Source organism: Gordonia otitidis (genome assembly GCF_020735545.1).
Taxonomy (GTDB): domain Bacteria; phylum Actinomycetota; class Actinomycetes; order Mycobacteriales; family Mycobacteriaceae; genus Gordonia; species Gordonia otitidis.
The window spans coordinates 4,102,339-4,118,288 of record NZ_CP085974.1 but is presented as its reverse complement, the minus strand read 5'-3'; the positions used below and the strand labels follow the sequence as shown (position 1 = coordinate 4,118,288).

The 15,950-nt window shown below is 64.8% G+C and carries 17 protein-coding genes and 1 riboswitch; of the genes, 8 read left to right on the top strand and 9 right to left on the bottom strand.

Going from position 1 to position 15,950, the window contains the following annotated elements; genetic code table 11:
* Positions 1-35 precede the first annotated feature (35 nt).
* The 4 genes from LK459_RS18900 to LK459_RS18885 all read left to right on the top strand — a co-directional run bounded on the left by LK459_RS18900 (position 36) and on the right by LK459_RS18885 (position 4,205).
* Complete coding sequence (locus LK459_RS18900) at positions 36-932, top strand: ACP S-malonyltransferase (RefSeq protein WP_227920040.1); 897 nt, start codon at positions 36-38, stop codon at positions 930-932.
* A 134-nt stretch (positions 933-1,066) separates the two neighbouring features.
* The gene (gene acpM, locus LK459_RS18895) at positions 1,067-1,378 is read left to right on the top strand and encodes a meromycolate extension acyl carrier protein AcpM (protein WP_005180631.1); all 312 of its coding nucleotides are present in this window, start codon (positions 1,067-1,069) and stop codon (positions 1,376-1,378) included.
* Positions 1,375-2,646: a KasA/KasB family beta-ketoacyl-ACP synthase gene (locus LK459_RS18890; protein WP_227920035.1), complete on the top strand. Its 1,272-nt coding sequence runs from the start codon at positions 1,375-1,377 to the stop codon at positions 2,644-2,646. The genes acpM and LK459_RS18890 overlap by 4 nt, the downstream gene beginning before the upstream one ends.
* Before the next feature lie 107 nt (positions 2,647-2,753).
* Positions 2,754-4,205: an acyl-CoA carboxylase subunit beta gene (locus LK459_RS18885; RefSeq protein ID WP_227920033.1), complete on the top strand. Its 1,452-nt coding sequence runs from the start codon at positions 2,754-2,756 to the stop codon at positions 4,203-4,205.
* A 131-nt stretch (positions 4,206-4,336) separates the two neighbouring features.
* On the opposite strand, the gene LK459_RS18880 is transcribed toward LK459_RS18885, so the two are convergent.
* The 5 genes from LK459_RS18880 to LK459_RS18860 all read right to left on the bottom strand — a co-directional run bounded on the left by LK459_RS18880 (position 4,337) and on the right by LK459_RS18860 (position 9,592).
* The gene (locus tag LK459_RS18880) at positions 4,337-4,855 is read right to left on the bottom strand and encodes a DUF3145 domain-containing protein (protein WP_007237699.1); all 519 of its coding nucleotides are present in this window, start codon (positions 4,853-4,855) and stop codon (positions 4,337-4,339) included.
* A gap of 175 nt (positions 4,856-5,030) precedes the next feature.
* Positions 5,031-5,846 carry a serine hydrolase domain-containing protein gene (locus LK459_RS18875; protein ID WP_007237698.1) on the bottom strand — a complete coding sequence of 272 codons (816 nt, stop codon included), beginning with the start codon at positions 5,844-5,846 and terminating at the stop codon, positions 5,031-5,033.
* 28 nt (positions 5,847-5,874) lie between these two features.
* Positions 5,875-7,005 (bottom strand): NDMA-dependent alcohol dehydrogenase, encoded by a 1,131-nt coding sequence (locus LK459_RS18870; protein WP_007237697.1) that lies wholly within the window; start codon positions 7,003-7,005, stop codon positions 5,875-5,877.
* 126 nt (positions 7,006-7,131) lie between these two features.
* Positions 7,132-8,733 carry a fatty-acid--CoA ligase FadD5 gene (gene fadD5 / locus LK459_RS18865; RefSeq protein ID WP_227920032.1) on the bottom strand — a complete coding sequence of 534 codons (1,602 nt, stop codon included), beginning with the start codon at positions 8,731-8,733 and terminating at the stop codon, positions 7,132-7,134.
* Between the two features lie 25 nt (positions 8,734-8,758).
* Entirely contained in the window at positions 8,759-9,592 is an 834-nt protein-coding gene (locus LK459_RS18860; RefSeq protein WP_227920030.1) for an enoyl-CoA hydratase-related protein, read from the bottom strand.
* A 188-nt stretch (positions 9,593-9,780) separates the two neighbouring features.
* Between LK459_RS18860 and LK459_RS18855 the strand changes: the two genes are divergently transcribed.
* The gene (locus tag LK459_RS18855; protein ID WP_227920029.1) at positions 9,781-10,965 is read left to right on the top strand and encodes a TetR/AcrR family transcriptional regulator; all 1,185 of its coding nucleotides are present in this window, start codon (positions 9,781-9,783) and stop codon (positions 10,963-10,965) included.
* A 27-nt stretch (positions 10,966-10,992) separates the two neighbouring features.
* Here the strand turns inward: LK459_RS18855 and LK459_RS18850 are convergent, their stop codons facing one another.
* On the bottom strand, positions 10,993-11,766 hold the full coding sequence (locus LK459_RS18850; protein ID WP_227920028.1) for a hypothetical protein: 774 nt from the start codon (positions 11,764-11,766) through the stop codon (positions 10,993-10,995).
* Between the two features lie 114 nt (positions 11,767-11,880).
* Between LK459_RS18850 and LK459_RS18845 the strand changes: the two genes are divergently transcribed.
* Positions 11,881-13,017 carry an acyl-CoA dehydrogenase family protein gene (locus tag LK459_RS18845; RefSeq protein WP_227920027.1) on the top strand — a complete coding sequence of 379 codons (1,137 nt, stop codon included), beginning with the start codon at positions 11,881-11,883 and terminating at the stop codon, positions 13,015-13,017.
* Entirely contained in the window at positions 12,974-13,720 is a 747-nt protein-coding gene (locus LK459_RS18840) for a GntR family transcriptional regulator (RefSeq protein ID WP_227920026.1), read from the top strand. Before LK459_RS18845 ends, LK459_RS18840 begins: the two co-directional genes overlap by 44 nt.
* On the opposite strand, the gene LK459_RS18835 is transcribed toward LK459_RS18840, so the two are convergent.
* The 3 genes from LK459_RS18835 to LK459_RS18825 form a co-directional block, all read right to left on the bottom strand.
* Positions 13,700-14,125 carry a pyridoxamine 5'-phosphate oxidase family protein gene (locus tag LK459_RS18835; protein ID WP_007237690.1) on the bottom strand — a complete coding sequence of 142 codons (426 nt, stop codon included), beginning with the start codon at positions 14,123-14,125 and terminating at the stop codon, positions 13,700-13,702. The genes LK459_RS18840 and LK459_RS18835 overlap by 21 nt on opposite strands.
* Before the next feature lie 41 nt (positions 14,126-14,166).
* Complete coding sequence (locus LK459_RS18830; RefSeq protein WP_007237689.1) at positions 14,167-14,481, bottom strand: DMT family transporter; 315 nt, start codon at positions 14,479-14,481, stop codon at positions 14,167-14,169.
* 15 nt (positions 14,482-14,496) lie between these two features.
* Positions 14,497-14,560, bottom strand: a riboswitch (guanidine-III (ykkC-III) riboswitch).
* Between the two features lie 126 nt (positions 14,561-14,686).
* Positions 14,687-14,887, bottom strand: a complete 201-nt coding sequence (locus LK459_RS18825) for a hypothetical protein (protein ID WP_039993617.1) — start codon at positions 14,885-14,887, stop codon at positions 14,687-14,689.
* 254 nt (positions 14,888-15,141) lie between these two features.
* On the opposite strand from LK459_RS18825, the gene LK459_RS18820 reads away from it, so the two are divergent.
* The gene (locus LK459_RS18820; protein WP_227920025.1) at positions 15,142-15,693 is read left to right on the top strand and encodes a hypothetical protein; all 552 of its coding nucleotides are present in this window, start codon (positions 15,142-15,144) and stop codon (positions 15,691-15,693) included.
* Positions 15,694-15,950: the final 257 nt, after the last annotated feature.

Sequence of the window (15,950 nt, the reverse complement as noted above, 5' to 3'; positions counted from 1 at the left end):
CCACACTTCCGCCACAAAAGGTGTTCTCTGGTCACGTGCTTTCCTTGCTAGCGCCCGGACAGGGCTCACAGACACCCGGCATGCTGACTCCTTGGCTGGAGCTTCCCGGCGCGCGTGACCAGCTGGCCATCTGGTCCAAACTGGCAGGACTCGACCTCGAGCGCCTGGGCACGACGGCCACTGCGGACGAGATCACCGATACCTCCGTCACCCAGCCGCTGGTCGTGGCGAGCGCGCTCCTCGCGTACAACGAGTACGCCAAGAGCCGCGAGTTGTCCGCCGACGCAGTGGTCGCAGGCCACTCGGTCGGCGAACTCGCCGCAGCGGCCATCACCGGCGTCATCACGTTCGACGAGGCGGTCACGCTGGCCGCGGTCCGCGGCGCGGAGATGGCCAAGGCGTGCTCGCTCCAACCGACCACGATGGCAGCGGTTCTCGGCGGAGACGAGCAGGAGGTGCTCGCTCGTCTCGACGAGCTCGACCTGGTGCCTGCGAACCGCAACGCCGTGGGCCAGATCGTCGCCGCGGGCGACGTCGCGGCGATCGACGAACTCATCGCGAACCCTCCGGAGAAGGCGCGGACGCGCAAGCTCGCCGTGGCCGGCGCGTTCCACACGCGATTCATGGCGCCTGCCCGCGACGCCGTCGCCAAGGCTGCCGAGTCCATCACTCCGGGTGATCCCACCCGTACCCTGCTGTCGAATTCGGACGGACAGCCGGTCACCACAGGCGCTGAAGCACTGCACAAACTGGTCGAGCAGGTGACCTCACCGGTGCGGTGGGATCTGTGCTCGGCGTACCTCCGGGAAGCGGGCACCGACAGCATCGTCGAGCTGACCCCGGCGGGGACTCTGGTCGGCATCGCCAAGCGCGAACTCAAGGGCGTTCCGTCCGTCGCGCTCAAGGTGCCAGCCGACCTCGACAAGATCTAGAGCTTGGATAGCGGTCGCGCTCACCCCGCGACCCCCGGAAACCGGATTGACCGGTGGTCCAAACACCTGCGGGCCGACGCTCGCGGTGTTCCGGAGTCATTCACATTCACCAGTACAACGAAGGGAACCACACAGTGGCTGCCACCCAGGAACAACTCATCGCCGGCATCGCCGAGATCATCGAAGAGGTCACCGGCATCGAGCCGTCCGAGGTGACCATGGAGAAGTCGTTCGTCGACGACCTCGACATCGACTCGCTGTCGATGGTCGAGATCGCCGTGCAGACCGAGGACAAGTACGGCGTGAAGATCCCCGACGAGGATCTCGCCGGACTGCGCACCGTCGGTGACGCCGTCTCGTACATCCAGAAGCTGGAGTCCGAGAACCCCGAAGCTGCCGCAGCGATCCAGGCCCAGGTCGAGGCGGATCAGAAAGCCGGCTCGTGACCTCATCGCTCCGCGACTACTCCACGCTGGGGGGCAACTTCCCCAGCGTGGTGGTCACGTCGATGGTTGCGTCGACCTCCCTCGGTGAGGACCTCGATTCGACCTGGAAAGGTCTCCTCGCAGGCGAGACGGGCATTCGGCAACTCACGGACGATTTCGTCACGAAGTACGGTGAGCTCCCCTGCCGCGTCGGTGGCCGCATGGTCAAGGACCCCGCAGAAGAGGTGACCCGGGTCGAGGCCCGCCGCATGGCCTACGTCGAGCGGATCGCTCACGTGATGAGTAAGCGGCTCTGGGCGCAGGCAGGCGAGCCCGAGGTCGATCCCGACCGCCTGGCGGTCGTCATCGGCACCGGCCAGGGTGGCGGCGACGCCATGGTCGACGCCGTCAAGGCGATTGAGCAGTCGGGCAACTACCGCAAGGTCTCCCCGCTGGCCGTCTCGATGGCGATGCCGAACGGTCCCGCTGCAGTTGTCGGTCTCAACGTCGGCGCCCGCGCCGGTGTCATCACCCCGGTCTCGGCGTGCTCGTCGGGGGCCGAGGCGATTGCCCACGCGTGGCGGCACATCGTGCTCGGCGATGCCGACATGGTGGTCACCGGCGGCGTCGAAGGCCACATCGATGCGATCCCGATCGCGGCTTTCTCGATGATGCGCGCGATGAGCACCCGCAACGACGACCCCGCAGCAGCGTCGCGCCCGTTCGACAAAGATCGTGACGGCTTCGTCTTCGGCGAAGCCGCGGCGATGCTGATCGTCGAGCGTGAAGACCACGCCAGGGCACGCGGGGCGCACATCCACGCACGCATCCTGGGCTCGGGTATCACGTCCGACGGATTCCATCTGGTCGCACCCGACCCGAGCGGTCAGGGCAACGCTCGAGCCATGGCCCGTGCAATCCAGACGGCGGGGCTGCAACCCTCCGACATCACCCACATCAACGCTCACGCCACCTCGACCCCCATCGGCGACACCGCCGAAGCTGCGGGGATCGCTGCGGCGGTCGGCAATCACGCCGCCATCTATGCGCCGAAGTCCGCGCTCGGTCACTCGATCGGTGCGGTTGGTGCGCTGGAGTCGGTGCTGACCATCAAGAGCGTGGAAGAGGGCGTGATCCCGCCGACGCTGAACCTGGAGAACCTCGATCCCGAGTGCGGCGACATCGACGTCGTGCACGGCGAGGCACGTTATGGGCAGATCGACTACGCCCTGAACAACTCGTTCGGATTCGGTGGCCACAACGTGGCGCTCGCCATCGGGCGTTACTGATCACCACTCCGACGACCGCGACGTCGACGACGACCATGTCCCAGCCGGCATTCCCGTCGTCGACGTCGCGGCCGGTCTTCCCGGCACCGCGGCAGTAGGAGACATCGATGACCACACTGGCCCCGATCACCGGCCACCAGGACTCCGTCGATCCACGCGATCCGATGCTGCGCCTGACCAACTTCTTCGACGAGGGCACTCTCACGCTGCTCCATCCGCGTGACACGTCCGGCGTCCAGGCCGCCATCGGCCTCGTCCACGGCGTCCGTACGGTCTCCTACTGCACCGACGGCACCGTCATGGGCGGAGCGATGGGCATCGTCGGGTGCGCGCACATCGTCAACGCCATCGACACCGCGATCGCCGAACAGGCTCCCGTCGTGGGTATCTGGCACTCGGGTGGGGCTCGCCTCGCCGAAGGCGTGGAGGCATTGCACGCTGTCGGCGGCGTGTTCGAGGCCATGGTCCGAGCGTCGGGTTATGTTCCGCAGATCTCGGTAGTCGTCGGGTTCGCGGCGGGCGGGGCCGCCTACGGACCCGCGCTCACCGACGTGGTGATCATGGCGCCGGAGGGTCGCGTTTTCGTGACCGGCCCGGACGTCGTCCGCAGCGTGACCGGCGAATCCGTCGACATGGAGTCCCTCGGCGGACCACGTACCCACGGCAAGAAGTCGGGCGTCAGTCACATCACCGCCGACTCCGAGTCCGATGCGTACTGGCGCGCACGACGACTCGTCTCGACGTTCGGCAAGCAAGGACTCTTCGATCGTGACCTGGCAGAGGCGGGCGATTCCGACCTACAGGCCCTGCTACCAGAATCACCGCGACGCGCCTACGACGTCCACCCCATCGTCCACGCACTCCTCGACACGCAGCGTGCTGCCGACGGCGATACAGAGATCTCGAGTTTCGAAGAGCTGCAAGCCAAGTGGGCTCCCAACATCGTCGTCGGCTTCGGCAGACTCTCCGGACGCAGCGTCGGCGTCGTCGCGAACAACCCGCTGCGCATGGGCGGCTGCCTGAACTCCGAGAGTGCCGAGAAGGCCGCTCGATTCGTACGTCTCTGCGACGCCTTCGGCATCCCGCTCGTCGTCATCACCGACGTTCCCGGCTACCTTCCGGGCGTCGGTCAGGAATGGAACGGCGTGGTTCGACGCGGCGCAAAACTGTTGCACGCGTTCGCCGAATGCTCGGTCCCCCGCGTGACCCTGGTGACACGCAAGATCTACGGCGGCGCCTACATCGCGATGAACTCGCGCTCACTCGGCGCTACCGCAGTCTTCGCGTGGCCGGGTTCCGAGGTCGCGGTCATGGGCGCCAAGGCCGCCGTCGGCATCCTGCACAAGAAGGCTCTCGCAGCCGCTCCCGAAGACGAACGCGACGCACTCCACGACAGGCTCGCCGTCGAGCACGAACAGATCGCGGGCGGACTCGACCGCGCCCAGTCGATCGGTGTGGTCGACGAGGTCATCGACCCCGCCAAGACGAGGAGCATCATCACACAGGCCCTCGCGACGGCACCTGCTCGGCGCGGACGCCACAAGAACATCCCGCTCTAGTCTCGGCTCGCCCGTCGCGCCGACGGGCGGCGCACCCCTCGAACACGATTCGGCCCCGGCAGTGATCTGCCGGGGCCGAATCCGGTGTCGGGGTTGGTGATCGGAGGTTGCTCACCAACCGCCGTGTGGAGTCAACCGACGCGTTGCGTCAGCCAGGTCACTTCTGCCCCCGCACCGCCCATGCGGTAGGCCTCGAGTGCGTCGTCCCAGGCGGTACCGAGCGCGGCTTCGAGCTCACCCGCGAGTCCCGCGCTGTCCGGCTGGGCCTCGATGAGTGAGCGCAGTTGCATCTCGCCGATGATCACATCACCGTTGGCGCTCGTCGATCCCCGCCACAAGCCCAGACCGGGTACATAACTGAAGCGTTCTCCGTCGACGCCCTCACTGGGATTCTCGGTCACCTCGAAGCGCAGCGACGACCACTCGCGAAGGGCGTTCGCCAGGCGCGCAGCAGTGCCGACCGGTCCCGTCCAGTCAACGGTCGCCCGTTGCATGCCGGGGTCGGCTTCTTGCGCGGACCACTTCAAGTTGGCCCGCGCATTCAGGGTTGACGACAGAGCCCACTCCACGTGCGGGCACAGCGCAGCCTGCGCTGAGTGGATGTACACCACTCCGGTCGTCATGTCCGCAAACTGGTTCAGATTGCGCACCTTGTTCACCTCCGTTGTCGACGAGGAACGTCTTCCCCAACACACCTCACGACAGCGGATATCACACTCGTGTTGTTTATTGTGCCTGATGTTGTACGTGTTGCGCTAGTTTCCGGAGATGATTGATGTGAATTACTGATTCACAACTTTGGCCGTCGGCGCATCGGCGGACGTCTCACTCGTCGGCGACGAGAGTGTCAACAATCGTGTCGTTGAACTCCGTCCACAGCGGTTTCGCCCACGCACCGAATGGCCGGTCGGTCAGTACGACGCACGCGGCAGCCAGTTCCGGATCGACCCACAAGTAAGTACCCGACTGGCCGAAGTGACCGAAGGTCGACGGCGAGTTGCGTGTTCCGGTCCAGTGCGGCGACTTGTGCGCGCGGATCTCGAAGCCCAGTCCCCAATCGTTCGGCCTGTGCTTGCCGTATCCGGGTACGAAACCGTCGATCCCCGGGAACCACACCGAGTGCGCGCTCTCGGCGAGTTCCGCCGAGAGCAGGCGCGGTTGTAAGAGATCTGCCGCAAAAACGGCGAGGTCGTCGACGCTCGATCGCGCACCGTGCCCAGCGGGTCCGTCGAGCGTCGTCGACGAGAGTCCGAGCGGCGCACAGACCGCCTCGGCCAGGTAGTCGGCGAAGGGGATGTCCGTTGCCGTTTCGACGACCTCGGCGAGCACCTCGAACCCGGCGCTGGAGTAGATGCGCTTATCCCCCACCGGGGCCTCGACCTCACGCTTGTCGAACGCGAGCCCTGACGCATGGGCGAGGAGATGCGCGATGGTCGCACCGGGAGGGCCCGCGGCGTCGTCGAGTTCGACGGCCCCCTCCTCGACGGCAACGAGAATCGCCTCGGCCACCAGAAGCTTGGTGACCGAGGCGAGTTCGAAGACCTGAGCGGTGTCGCCGTGTGCGACCACTCCGTCCGTGGTGATGATCGCGGCGGCGACATTGTCGACCGGCCAGGAGTCGAGGGCGTCGAGAACACTCACGACATCCCACGTTACCGTTGCGTCGAGTTCAGTGGTCCTCGTCGGTGTAGCGGATGACGCCGCGAATGTTCTTGCCGTCGAGCATGTCCTGGTAGCCCTGGTTGATCTGGTCGAGTCGGTACTGCCGGGTGATCATGTCGTCGATGTTGAGCTTGCCGATCTTGTACATCGAAAGAAGTTGCGGGATGTCGAGTTTCGGGTTCGCGCCACCGAAGATGGTGCCCTGCAGGTTCTTCTGCAGCAGGGTGAGCATCGACAGGTTCAGCGTCACGTCCGTCTCGAGCATGTTGCCCATGCCGGTCAGCACACACGTACCCGCTTTGGCGGTGATACCCATCCAGCTGTCGACGTCCTTGCCGTGTACCTCACCGACGGTGACGATGACCTTCTGGCACATGGCACCGTGCGTGGTCTCGGCGATCGCGCCCGCGGCCTCCTCGATCGACGCGAAGGCGGCGGTCGCACCGAACTTCAGCGCCTGTTCGCGCTTCCACTCGACCGGATCGATCGCGAAGACGTTGCGCGCGCCCGCTATCACCGCACCCTGCAGTGCCGCGGTTCCGACACCGCCGACACCGACGATTGCCACGTCCTCGCCCGGGCGCACGTCGCCGCTGCGGGTGGCCGATCCGTAGCCGGTGGGGATACCGCACCCGACCAGCGCCGCCACCTCGAACGGAACGTCCTTGTCGATCTTCACCACCGACGCCTCGTGCACCACCATGTACGGAGCGAACGTACCGAGGAGCGTCATCGGATAGACGTTCTCACCCTTCGCCGTGTGGATACGGAACGTGTTGTCGGAGACTGCTTCTCCCTGCAGGAGCATGGCGCCGAAGTCGCACAGGTTCGCCAGACCCGATCGACACGACGGACACTTGCCGCACGACGGGATGAACGAGAGGACCACGTGGTCGCCGACCTCGAAGTCGGTCACGCCCTCGCCGAGCTCCTCGATGACGCCCGCACCCTCGTGACCGCCGAGGATCGGGAAGCCCGCCATCGGGATGCCACCGGTCATGAGGTGATGGTCGGAGTGACACATCCCGGCTGCTTCCATCCGGATCTTGATCTCGTGCGCTTTGGGATCGCCGATCTCGATCTCCTCGATCTCCCACGGCTGGTTGAGTTCCCGCAGCAGCGCACCCTTGGTCTTCATTCATGTCCTCCGCTTGTCGTCGTACACGCCGGGTCTGTGCCTCCGTGATGAGGCCACCCGAGCGCCCTCCTGAGACGATAGTCACTTTTCGTCGAAAATGAAACGTGTTCTACTTTTGTTCGACGATCAGTCCGCCAGTCCCGCGTCTTTGCTTCCGTACGTCTCGCGTAGGCGGGGTTTGACGACCTTGCCACCCGCGTTTCGAGGCAATTCCTCGACGAGCACGATGTCCTTCGGCTGCTTGAACCTCGCGAGGTTCTCGTCGAGATATGGTCCGAGTTCGTCGAGAGTCAGGTCGGCTCCGTCGACGGTCACCACCACCGCGACCGGGACCTCGCCCCACTTCGGGTCCGCTCTGCCGATCACCGCGGCCTCGGCGATCCTGGGGTGGCCGTAGAGCACGTTCTCGACCTCTGCGCAGTACACGTTCTCTCCACCGGAGATGATCATGTCCTTGGCCCGGTCGACCACGTAGAGGAAACCCTCATCGTCGCGTCGAACGAGGTCACCGGAGTGGAACCAGCCCCCGCGGAAGGCGTCCTCGGTGCCCTGCGGGTTCTGCCAGTACCCGAGCATCATGTTCGATCCGCGGTACACGATCTCGCCGACCTCCCCGTCGGGCACGTCGTTCATCATCGGATCGACGACGCGCGCGGTGACCGCAGGCACCACCCTGCCGATCGACCCGAGTTTGCGCAGCGCGTCAACGCCGTCGAGCACACACGTGATCGGCGACATCTCGGTTTGTCCGAACACTGCGACGTTCAACGCATCCGGAAACGTCTCGTTCATCGCCCTCAGTACAGTGTCCGATGCGGGTGCCGCGCCCCAACTGATGACGCGGAACTTCACGTCGCGCGGTTTCGCCTGTTGCGCGGCGCAGACCGCCTGCCACTGCGCGGGCACGAGGAAGATCGACGTGATGCCCTCCCGCTCACACATGTCGAGCATCGCATCGGGGTCGAACGCCCCGAGCGGATGGATGACCGACGTCGCACCCATGTAGAACAGCGGCGCCATGGCACCGATACCCGCGATGTGGAACAGCGGCGCGACGCCGGCGCCGATGTCGGCACGATTCGTGCGCAGCGCCTGCAGACAGGTGAGCGCCTGCGACTGCATGTTCGTGTGGGTGAGCATGGCGCCCTTGGGTTTTCCCGTGGTGCCCGAGGTATACATGATCAGCGCCACGGTCTCTTCGGGGATGTCGATCTCGGGCAGGTCCGCCGCGTCCTCGGCGACGAGGTCGGCGTAGTCAAGATGTGACTCGTTGTCCGAGCCGCCGACGACGATCACCTGGTCGACGTCTCCGGTTGCGGCGATGACCGCGTCGGCCAGTGGCGCCAGCATCGTCTCCGTCACGATCGTGCGAGCACCGCTGTCGGTCACCAGGTAGGCCACCTCGGCCGGACTCATCCTGACGTTCACCGGCACGGGGATCGCGCCGATGATGTTGGCGCCGAGGATGGCTTCGACGTACTCGGTTCTGTTGAGTAGCACCATCAGCACTCTGTCGCCGAAACCCACTCCCCGACGACTCAGCGCCGCAGCGAACGCGCGGGTGCGCTCGTCGAGCTGCTTCCACGTCGTCGTCTCGCCCATGAATTTCAGTGCTGGGGCGTCGGGCTGCATCAGTGCGTGCCGCCGGACCTGGTTGTTCCAATGGTTGCGGCGAGACCGCAGTGGTTCGGTGCTGAGATCTTGCCCGGAGTCAACGGTCGCGGTCATGGATACTCTCCTCGGTTTCTCGACGTCAGTGACGGCGTGTGGTGGTGAACGCGGCGATGGCCGCCTGGAATTCGTCGGATTGCAGCAGTAGGGTCTGCCCGTCGGTCTCGCGTTCGAGTGTCGCCTCGAACCCCGCCAGGGTGTTGGCGTCGAGTGCGGTCTTGGCCAGTCGCAACGCCTGGCTCGAGCTCTGCGCGAAGCGCGCGGAGACGGCGGCGATCTCCGCGTCGAGAGCGGTTCTGTCGTCGACGAGTCCACTGATCAACCCGGCATCGAAAGCTTCTGTCGCGGGCAGCCTTTCCCCGAGCAGGACAAGTCTGTTGGCGCGCGCGCGACCGACAGCGGCCGCCACCGTCTGCGTGGCACCACCGTCTGGCATGAGACCGATGTTGGTGAACGCCAGAAGGAAGTACGAACGCCTGGTGGCGATGATGAGATCGGACGCGAAGGCCAACGACGCTCCGATTCCGACGGCGGCGCCGTCGACCGAGGCGACCACCGGAACCGCCACGGAGCGCACCGCGCGGGCCAGCGTCGACCCGCCGCCGATCACCGACGCGGCACTGCTCTCGTCGATCCCTCCGTTCTTGGCCGAGTCCGCAGCGATGTCGCGGATGTCGGCGCCGGTGCTGAAGTTCCCACCCGCGCCGTCGATGATCACCGCTCGGACGTCCGCTGCCGCGCATCGGGTGGTCAGGAAATCGACGAGGGCAGCAGCCGCCGTGCCGTTGAGCGCGTTCATCCGTTCCGCGCGATCAATGGTGACGCGGGCGATGCCGCGATCATCGACCTCGGTCACGATGCCGGTGCCCGTCGTGTGATCAGACGCCGCGACCGAAGCCGCCGGGGTATCAGACATGGGCCGCTCCCTCGGTGGCACAGCGTCGGGCTGTCGAGTGATCCATGCCGCAACCATACCTGCACATGAGATGTGCACCACAGGAATCGCAATTAACTTACGGTTCTCTCACACAGTCACAGCCAGCGGTTTTAGACGATTTCACCATTTACTCTCTGGCGAATACGCGGTCGCTCTACTCTGGACCGATGAGCAGTCAGCCCGCGAGTGACGACGTTGCACCGCCGCGTCGACGACCCGCCGACCGTCGGGCACTGATACTGCGGACCGCGGCGACGGAGTTCAGCGATCGCGGCTACCACGCCGTGCGCCTCGAGGAGATCGCCGAGCTCGTCGGAATCTCCACTCCCGCGCTCTACCGCCACTTCCCGACGAAATATGCACTGTTCGCCGAAACCACCGCACTCCTCGCCGAAGCACTCACCGACGCACTCGACGCAGCCGACGATGACCTCGAGTCGGCACTGACCGCCCTCGCACAGTCCGCCATCGATCACCGCAGAACCGGCGGCCTCTACCGGTGGGACCAGCGTTTCCTACGTGGCGACGACGCCGCGACCGTGAGATCGGTTCTGGTCGACCAGCACCGACGCATCCGTGCGGCACTTCTCGAACTGCGGCCCGACACTCCCCGACCACACGCAGACGTCGTGGCAGCCGCGATGATCAGCGTCGTCGCGAGTCCGACGACACATCGCACAACACTGCCCGACCGCGACATCCGCCGACTGCTCGTGGCAACCGCGCTCTCGCTGGCCGACGTTCCTCCGACGGCCGCCGCCGGCCCAACGGTCAGCACCGCACCATCGGGCCTCGCACCGGCATCCAAGCGTGAACTCGTGCTTGCCGAATCGATCTCGTTGTTCGCCGCCAAAGGCTTCGGCGAGGTCACCATCGACGAGATCGCCGCCGCTGCCGGAATCCCCGCATCGGGTGTCTACCGGCACTTCGACGGCAAGTCCGCGATCTTGTCGGCGGCCTTCTGGCGCGCATCCGACCGCGTCAGCGCGGCAAACTCCGAAGCACTGGCGGCAGCGACAACCAGTCGAGCCGCGCTCGCGGAGCTCGTCGACAGGTACGTGCGACTCTTCTTGCGCGACAACGCACTTCAGTCGTTGTATCTGAGCGAGATCGGACACCTCCCGCCATCGGAACGCAGCGCACTGCGTCGACAACAACGCGCCAACGTCGACGAATGGGCCGCGTGGGTCACACGTGATCGCGGTGATGCCATCAGCCGTGCGCAGGCGCGTTTTCTGGTTCACGCGGCGCTCGGTGTCACCTCCGACCTGCTGCGACTCCCGCGGTCGCCGTCGGCCGAGCAGGTCATCGATCTGTGCTGCGCAATTCTCATCGGCCCGCAGCGGACGTGACTCCCGCGCGGTTCGTCGCAGGACCGCTCACACGGTTGCGAGGTCGTCGAGCAACCACGTGCCGTTGCGCTTGGCGAGGGTGATCTCGACACGCGACTGGTACGGGATACCGTCGGGCACCTGCGCCGCGATCTCTGACGACTTGACCGTCTGGTCCAACGCCACCAGAACCACCGCACGCTCGGCGCTCATCGATTCGATACCTGCGCGCTGCGCCTTCGCTGTCGACACGCCCTTGGCGTTGGAGTTCCCCTTGCGCGCATCCTGCGATGACGCGATGTAGGTCTTACCGAATTCGGGTGTGGAGATCTCGGTGATCCGCCGATCGAGGTCGGCGTAATTCGACGGGTCGTAGGTGGTCAGTTCGACGGCGTAGCGGCGCGCGGTGTCGAGCACCGTGGCACGGTCGGCGTCCGACGGCCCGGCGTTCGCCGCCCGATCGTCGGCCCGCACGTACAGGTAGGCCAGCCCCCCGGTCGAGATCGCGAGAGCAACCACCAACACCCCCAGGATCCCGACCAGCGTCCGCCCACGGACAAGCCTCCGCGCTCGTCCCGTCGCGCCGACGTCGTTCGTCGTGTCGAGTCTGCGGGGCACGCGGTCGGCCGCCTCGGCACGCAGTTTCTCGCGCCTGCCGCGATTGGCAGCAAGGAATTCCTCACCGTCGAGTGGCGTGACGTCGGCGTCGGCGTCGGACCGTGAACGCGACTGGTGATGGCCCGCCGGCGACTCGATCACTTCGTCTGCGGGGCGCGTCTGCTCGGCCTGCACGTCGTCAGAGGGGACACGCGATTTGGGCATGGCAACCAATGTAGCCACCGGTGGTGTGTCCCAGACCACCGGTCGAAATATCAAATATATGACCGTGTGTAAGGATGGTCACATCCCAGCCCGTTCCCCAGCGAGAGGACACCAGTGAAGTTCACAGAGGAACAACAGGCATTCGCGACGTCGGTCGCCGATTTCTGCCAGCGCGAACTCGGTACCCGTGAGCAGCGCAATCGCTACACCAGAAGCGGACGAGAGCTCCACTCCCGCGAGCTCTATCAGAAGATGGCCGACGTGGGTTGGACTGGCATCATGCTGCCGGAGACCTACGGCGGGTCCGGCGCGGGCAACGTCGAGATGTGCATCCTGCTCGAAGAGGCGATGCGCGGCATGGCGCCCATCGGCGGCATCGGACCCACCTTCATCACGGCACTGGCCTACAACCGCTTCGCCGACGATCAACTCAAGAAGGAGGTCCTCACCGGCGTCGTCAACGGAGATGCACTCTCGATCTCGATGTCGGAACCCGAGGCGGGCTCCGACGTCGCGAATCTCACCTGCCGTGCGGAAAAGGTCGACGGCGGATGGATCATCAACGGTCAGAAGACCTGGTGTTCCAATGCGCACTTCGCGCGGTCGATCCTGCTGATCGCCCGCACCTCGAACACCGGCAAGAAGCACGAGGGCATCACGCAGTTCCACATCCCCGCCGACACACCGGGTTTGGTCATCAAAGGTATCGACACGCTCGGCGGCCGCGAGGTCAACGACCTGTACTTCACGGACTGTCGAGTACCCGACTCCGCGGTCGTCGGCGAGGTCGGCAATGGTTGGAATCAACTGATGGCCGGACTCAACACCGAGCGTCTGATCCTCGCTGCCATGCAACTGGGCGTGGCAGAGCGGTCGTTCGCCGACACGCTGGCTTTCATCACCGAGCGCAAGCAGTTCGGGCGTCCCATCGGCTCGTTCCAGGCACTGCGGCACCGCATGGCCGATCTCGCCACGGAGATCGAGTGCACCAGACAACTCGTCTACTCGGTGGCACAACTCGCCGACGACAGCCCCACCAAGCTCCTCCCCCGCGAAGCGTCGATGGCGAAGCTCAAGGCCACCGAGACCTCGAAACGCATGACCATCGACGCCATGCAGATGATGGGAGGCTACGGTTACGCAACCGAATTCGACGCCGAGCGCTTGATGCGCGGCGCGATCATCTCGACGGTCTACGGTGGCACGAATGAGATCCAGCGCGACATCATCGGCAAGACCTTCGGACTCTGACGGGTCGAGGGCGTCGCGTCGGATCCCGCGGCGCCCTCAACTGTCCGAAGAAGTGGCCGCCCACATTCGGCACCGCATCATGACCGCCGACATCCGACCCGGCGACTTCATCAGACTCGACGACGTCGCAGCCGAGTTGGGTGTGAGTGTCACCCCGGTACGAGAAGCGCTGTTGACTCTCCGCGGCGAGGGCATGGTCGACCTCGAGCCGCACCGCGGCTACCGCGTGGGTCCACTCGATCGAGTCGACGTCGACGATCTGTTCTGGTTGCAGGGCGAGATCGCGGTCCGACTCGCGCTTCGCACCGCGGCAGCGGTGACACCCGCCGACCTCGACGAACTCCAGTGGTGGATCCGACAACTCCGCGCAGCCGTCGAGGCAGGGGACGAGCAGCGGGTGATGGAGGCCGAGTTCGAATTCCACCGCACCCACAACGTCATCGCCGGCGGCACCAAGTTGGCGTGGTTTCTACTCGCGGCCACGCGGTACACACCGGCGCGGCTCTACGCGAACGACCCCGAGTGGGGCAACACCGCCGTCGACAGCCATGAGCGGCTGGTCGACGCCTACCGGCGCGGCGACGTCGATGAGGCCGTGACGCAAACGCGTCGCCAATTCACCGACGGCGCAGCGCGCTTGACGCACCACCTCGAGCGGAGCGGTATCTGGACCGCTCCCGCCTCAGACCGAACCCAAATCTGAGGCTACCCACTGTTGCGGTCGGACGACGACCTTTGTCTGCGCACCGTGATCGGACGTGGCGAATTCGACGTAGCCCGCCACTTTCTCGGCGGGCAGATATCGTGTCGCCATCTCGACGAGATCGTCCTTCGTGCCGTCGACATAGTCGATGACAGGCCCCGACACCGCGGCGTAGGCGATTGTCGGCGAGACAACTTCCGCCATCATCGTGCAGCGTCCGGCCTCGCGAAGCAGCGTGATCTTGCGCGACTCCGCACCGGTCAGAAACCACAGATCGCCGCCGGGCTCGTACTGATACCAGATCGGCACCACGAGTGGCGCCCGGTCCGGGCCCGCCTCGACCGAAAGCGCGCCGATATGCGGCTGCGCGAGGAATGCCTGCCGTTGTTCACTGTTCATCGCCATGATCGCGAGAGTAGTTGCGACTCCCGACGCATGTCGGCGACTCAGTGCGCGAGTTTCAAACCGACGACCGACGCGACAATGAGGAAGATCAGTCCGATCTTGAGCAACGACGCCGATTCCGTGCCGGTCACCATCGCATAAGTGACCGTCAGCGCGGCGCCGATGCCCACCCAAATCGCATATGCGGTACCGGTCGGCAACTCGCGCAATGCAAATGCAAGACCAGCCATCGAACCGAATAACGCCACCGCGAAAATGATGGTCGGAACGACCTGTGTGAAGCCGTGGGATTTACCGAGCGCAGTTGCCCACACCGCTTCGAGAACCCCAGAAATGATCAGTACGATCCACGACACGAGACGTCAAACCTCCGAGCGCCGTCTTGTCGCTGGCCGGGTACGGCGCGCCTCGTCCGGATGTCACCATTGACACCAAAAATTGTAGCAAATCTTGTATTCCCAGATGTCGGCGTACGCGGCCGCACCATTGGGGCACGGCCGGTTTCCGCTCGCCGAAGACGGAGCGTTACCCAGATGAACTGTATTACCCAGATGAACTGTCTTACTCCGATGAACTTCCGCGACTCACACCGATCACTCCGGCGCCGACGAGAACGACCACCAGGCCGACGATCGTGTAGAGCCAGGCCGCAACTCCGCCACCGTAGTTCGCGATGTCGCCGATCCCCGCCGCAGCGAAGATAAGGCCCATCGCGATCGCCAGTCCGGGCAGAACATAGAAAAGTGGTGAATGCGACGACATGGTGTCGACCTCCTGACGTGTCTTCTTCGGATGAGACGCCTCTACACACGACGTTAGGAGTTGCTTGACCATCCAGAAAGGGTCTTTCGTCCAGAAGGCCCGCGAATCCGCGGGTATGTCACAGATGTTTCGTCGCACTTCCCGGCAATGCCCGAAATATCCTTCTGATGGACGAGAGATGTGAGAGTATTCGCCACAGATTCGTAGAATTCTCCCCTTTGCCGAACCCCACCGGCGAGTCAGAGGACTTAGACATGAGACGACCCGCTCTCCTCGTCGCCGGAGTCACGTCGGCGCTTCTCTGGCTGACCGGTTGTGCCGGCGCCGATTCGACCGGGCCCGCGTACTCTTCGTCTGCGTCCTCTTCGGCTGCGTCGAGCAGCGCGCCCGGCGCCTCGCGATCCGTTACCACCACAACGGTCGAGGTGCCGCAGACAACCCCTGATGCTCCGCAACAGGCAGCAGGACCGGCGATCGGTGATGCGTGTATCGGAGCCGACATAGGCCGTCGCGCCGTCGACGCCAACGGCACCGCGATCGTGTGTGACAACTATGAGTGGACCGTCGACAACGGGCAGACTCCGCGACATCCTTGGGCCGACGACCAGACACAATCACCGACACCGACAGCTCAGTGCAACGACGGAGCCGTGATCAATGACGGCGGAGGCAATTACACGACGTGTGAGAACGGGCAGTGGAGGTCGGTGAGACCGACCTACGATCCGAACTCCGCTGACGGTTACGGTCCCAACCAGCCCCTGCCACCGCTGTGCGTCCGGTTTCCGGACCAGTACACGTGCTGAGAGAGCACTGATCGTCTGGACCATGCACGCCGTGGTGCTCCCGACAGCAGCAGAGGCGGTCCCGATTGCCTCGGGGCCGCCTCTGAACTGCTACTTCTCTGCTCCCCCAACTGGACTCGAACCAGTTTGCCCGGTGTGATGCTTTTGTAGGGGTGACCTCAGGAATTAGCTCTTTACCTGCGGTCATGGCTGACAGTACATGTGGAAAACTGCGGAGGCAAGCGGAACGTGATGTAAGTTCTTATTGCACGATTGTT

Excerpts from the sequence above, each read along its gene's own strand:
- LK459_RS18885 (WP_227920033.1), top strand. The coding sequence starts at position 2,754 with ATGACCACACTGGCCCCGATCACCGGCCACCAGGACTCCGTCGATCCA.
- LK459_RS18870 (WP_007237697.1), bottom strand. The coding sequence starts at position 7,005 with ATGAAGACCAAGGGTGCGCTGCTGCGGGAACTCAACCAGCCGTGGGAG.
- fadD5 (WP_227920032.1), bottom strand. The coding sequence starts at position 8,733 with ATGACCGCGACCGTTGACTCCGGGCAAGATCTCAGCACCGAACCACTG.
- LK459_RS18860 (WP_227920030.1), bottom strand. The coding sequence starts at position 9,592 with ATGTCTGATACCCCGGCGGCTTCGGTCGCGGCGTCTGATCACACGACG.
- LK459_RS18855 (WP_227920029.1), top strand. The coding sequence starts at position 9,781 with ATGAGCAGTCAGCCCGCGAGTGACGACGTTGCACCGCCGCGTCGACGA.
- LK459_RS18850 (WP_227920028.1), bottom strand. The coding sequence starts at position 11,766 with ATGCCCAAATCGCGTGTCCCCTCTGACGACGTGCAGGCCGAGCAGACG.
- LK459_RS18840 (WP_227920026.1), top strand. The coding sequence starts at position 12,974 with ATGAGATCCAGCGCGACATCATCGGCAAGACCTTCGGACTCTGACGGG.
- LK459_RS18835 (WP_007237690.1), bottom strand. The coding sequence starts at position 14,125 with ATGGCGATGAACAGTGAACAACGGCAGGCATTCCTCGCGCAGCCGCAT.
- LK459_RS18825 (WP_039993617.1), bottom strand. The coding sequence starts at position 14,887 with ATGTCGTCGCATTCACCACTTTTCTATGTTCTGCCCGGACTGGCGATC.
- LK459_RS18820 (WP_227920025.1), top strand. The coding sequence starts at position 15,142 with ATGAGACGACCCGCTCTCCTCGTCGCCGGAGTCACGTCGGCGCTTCTC.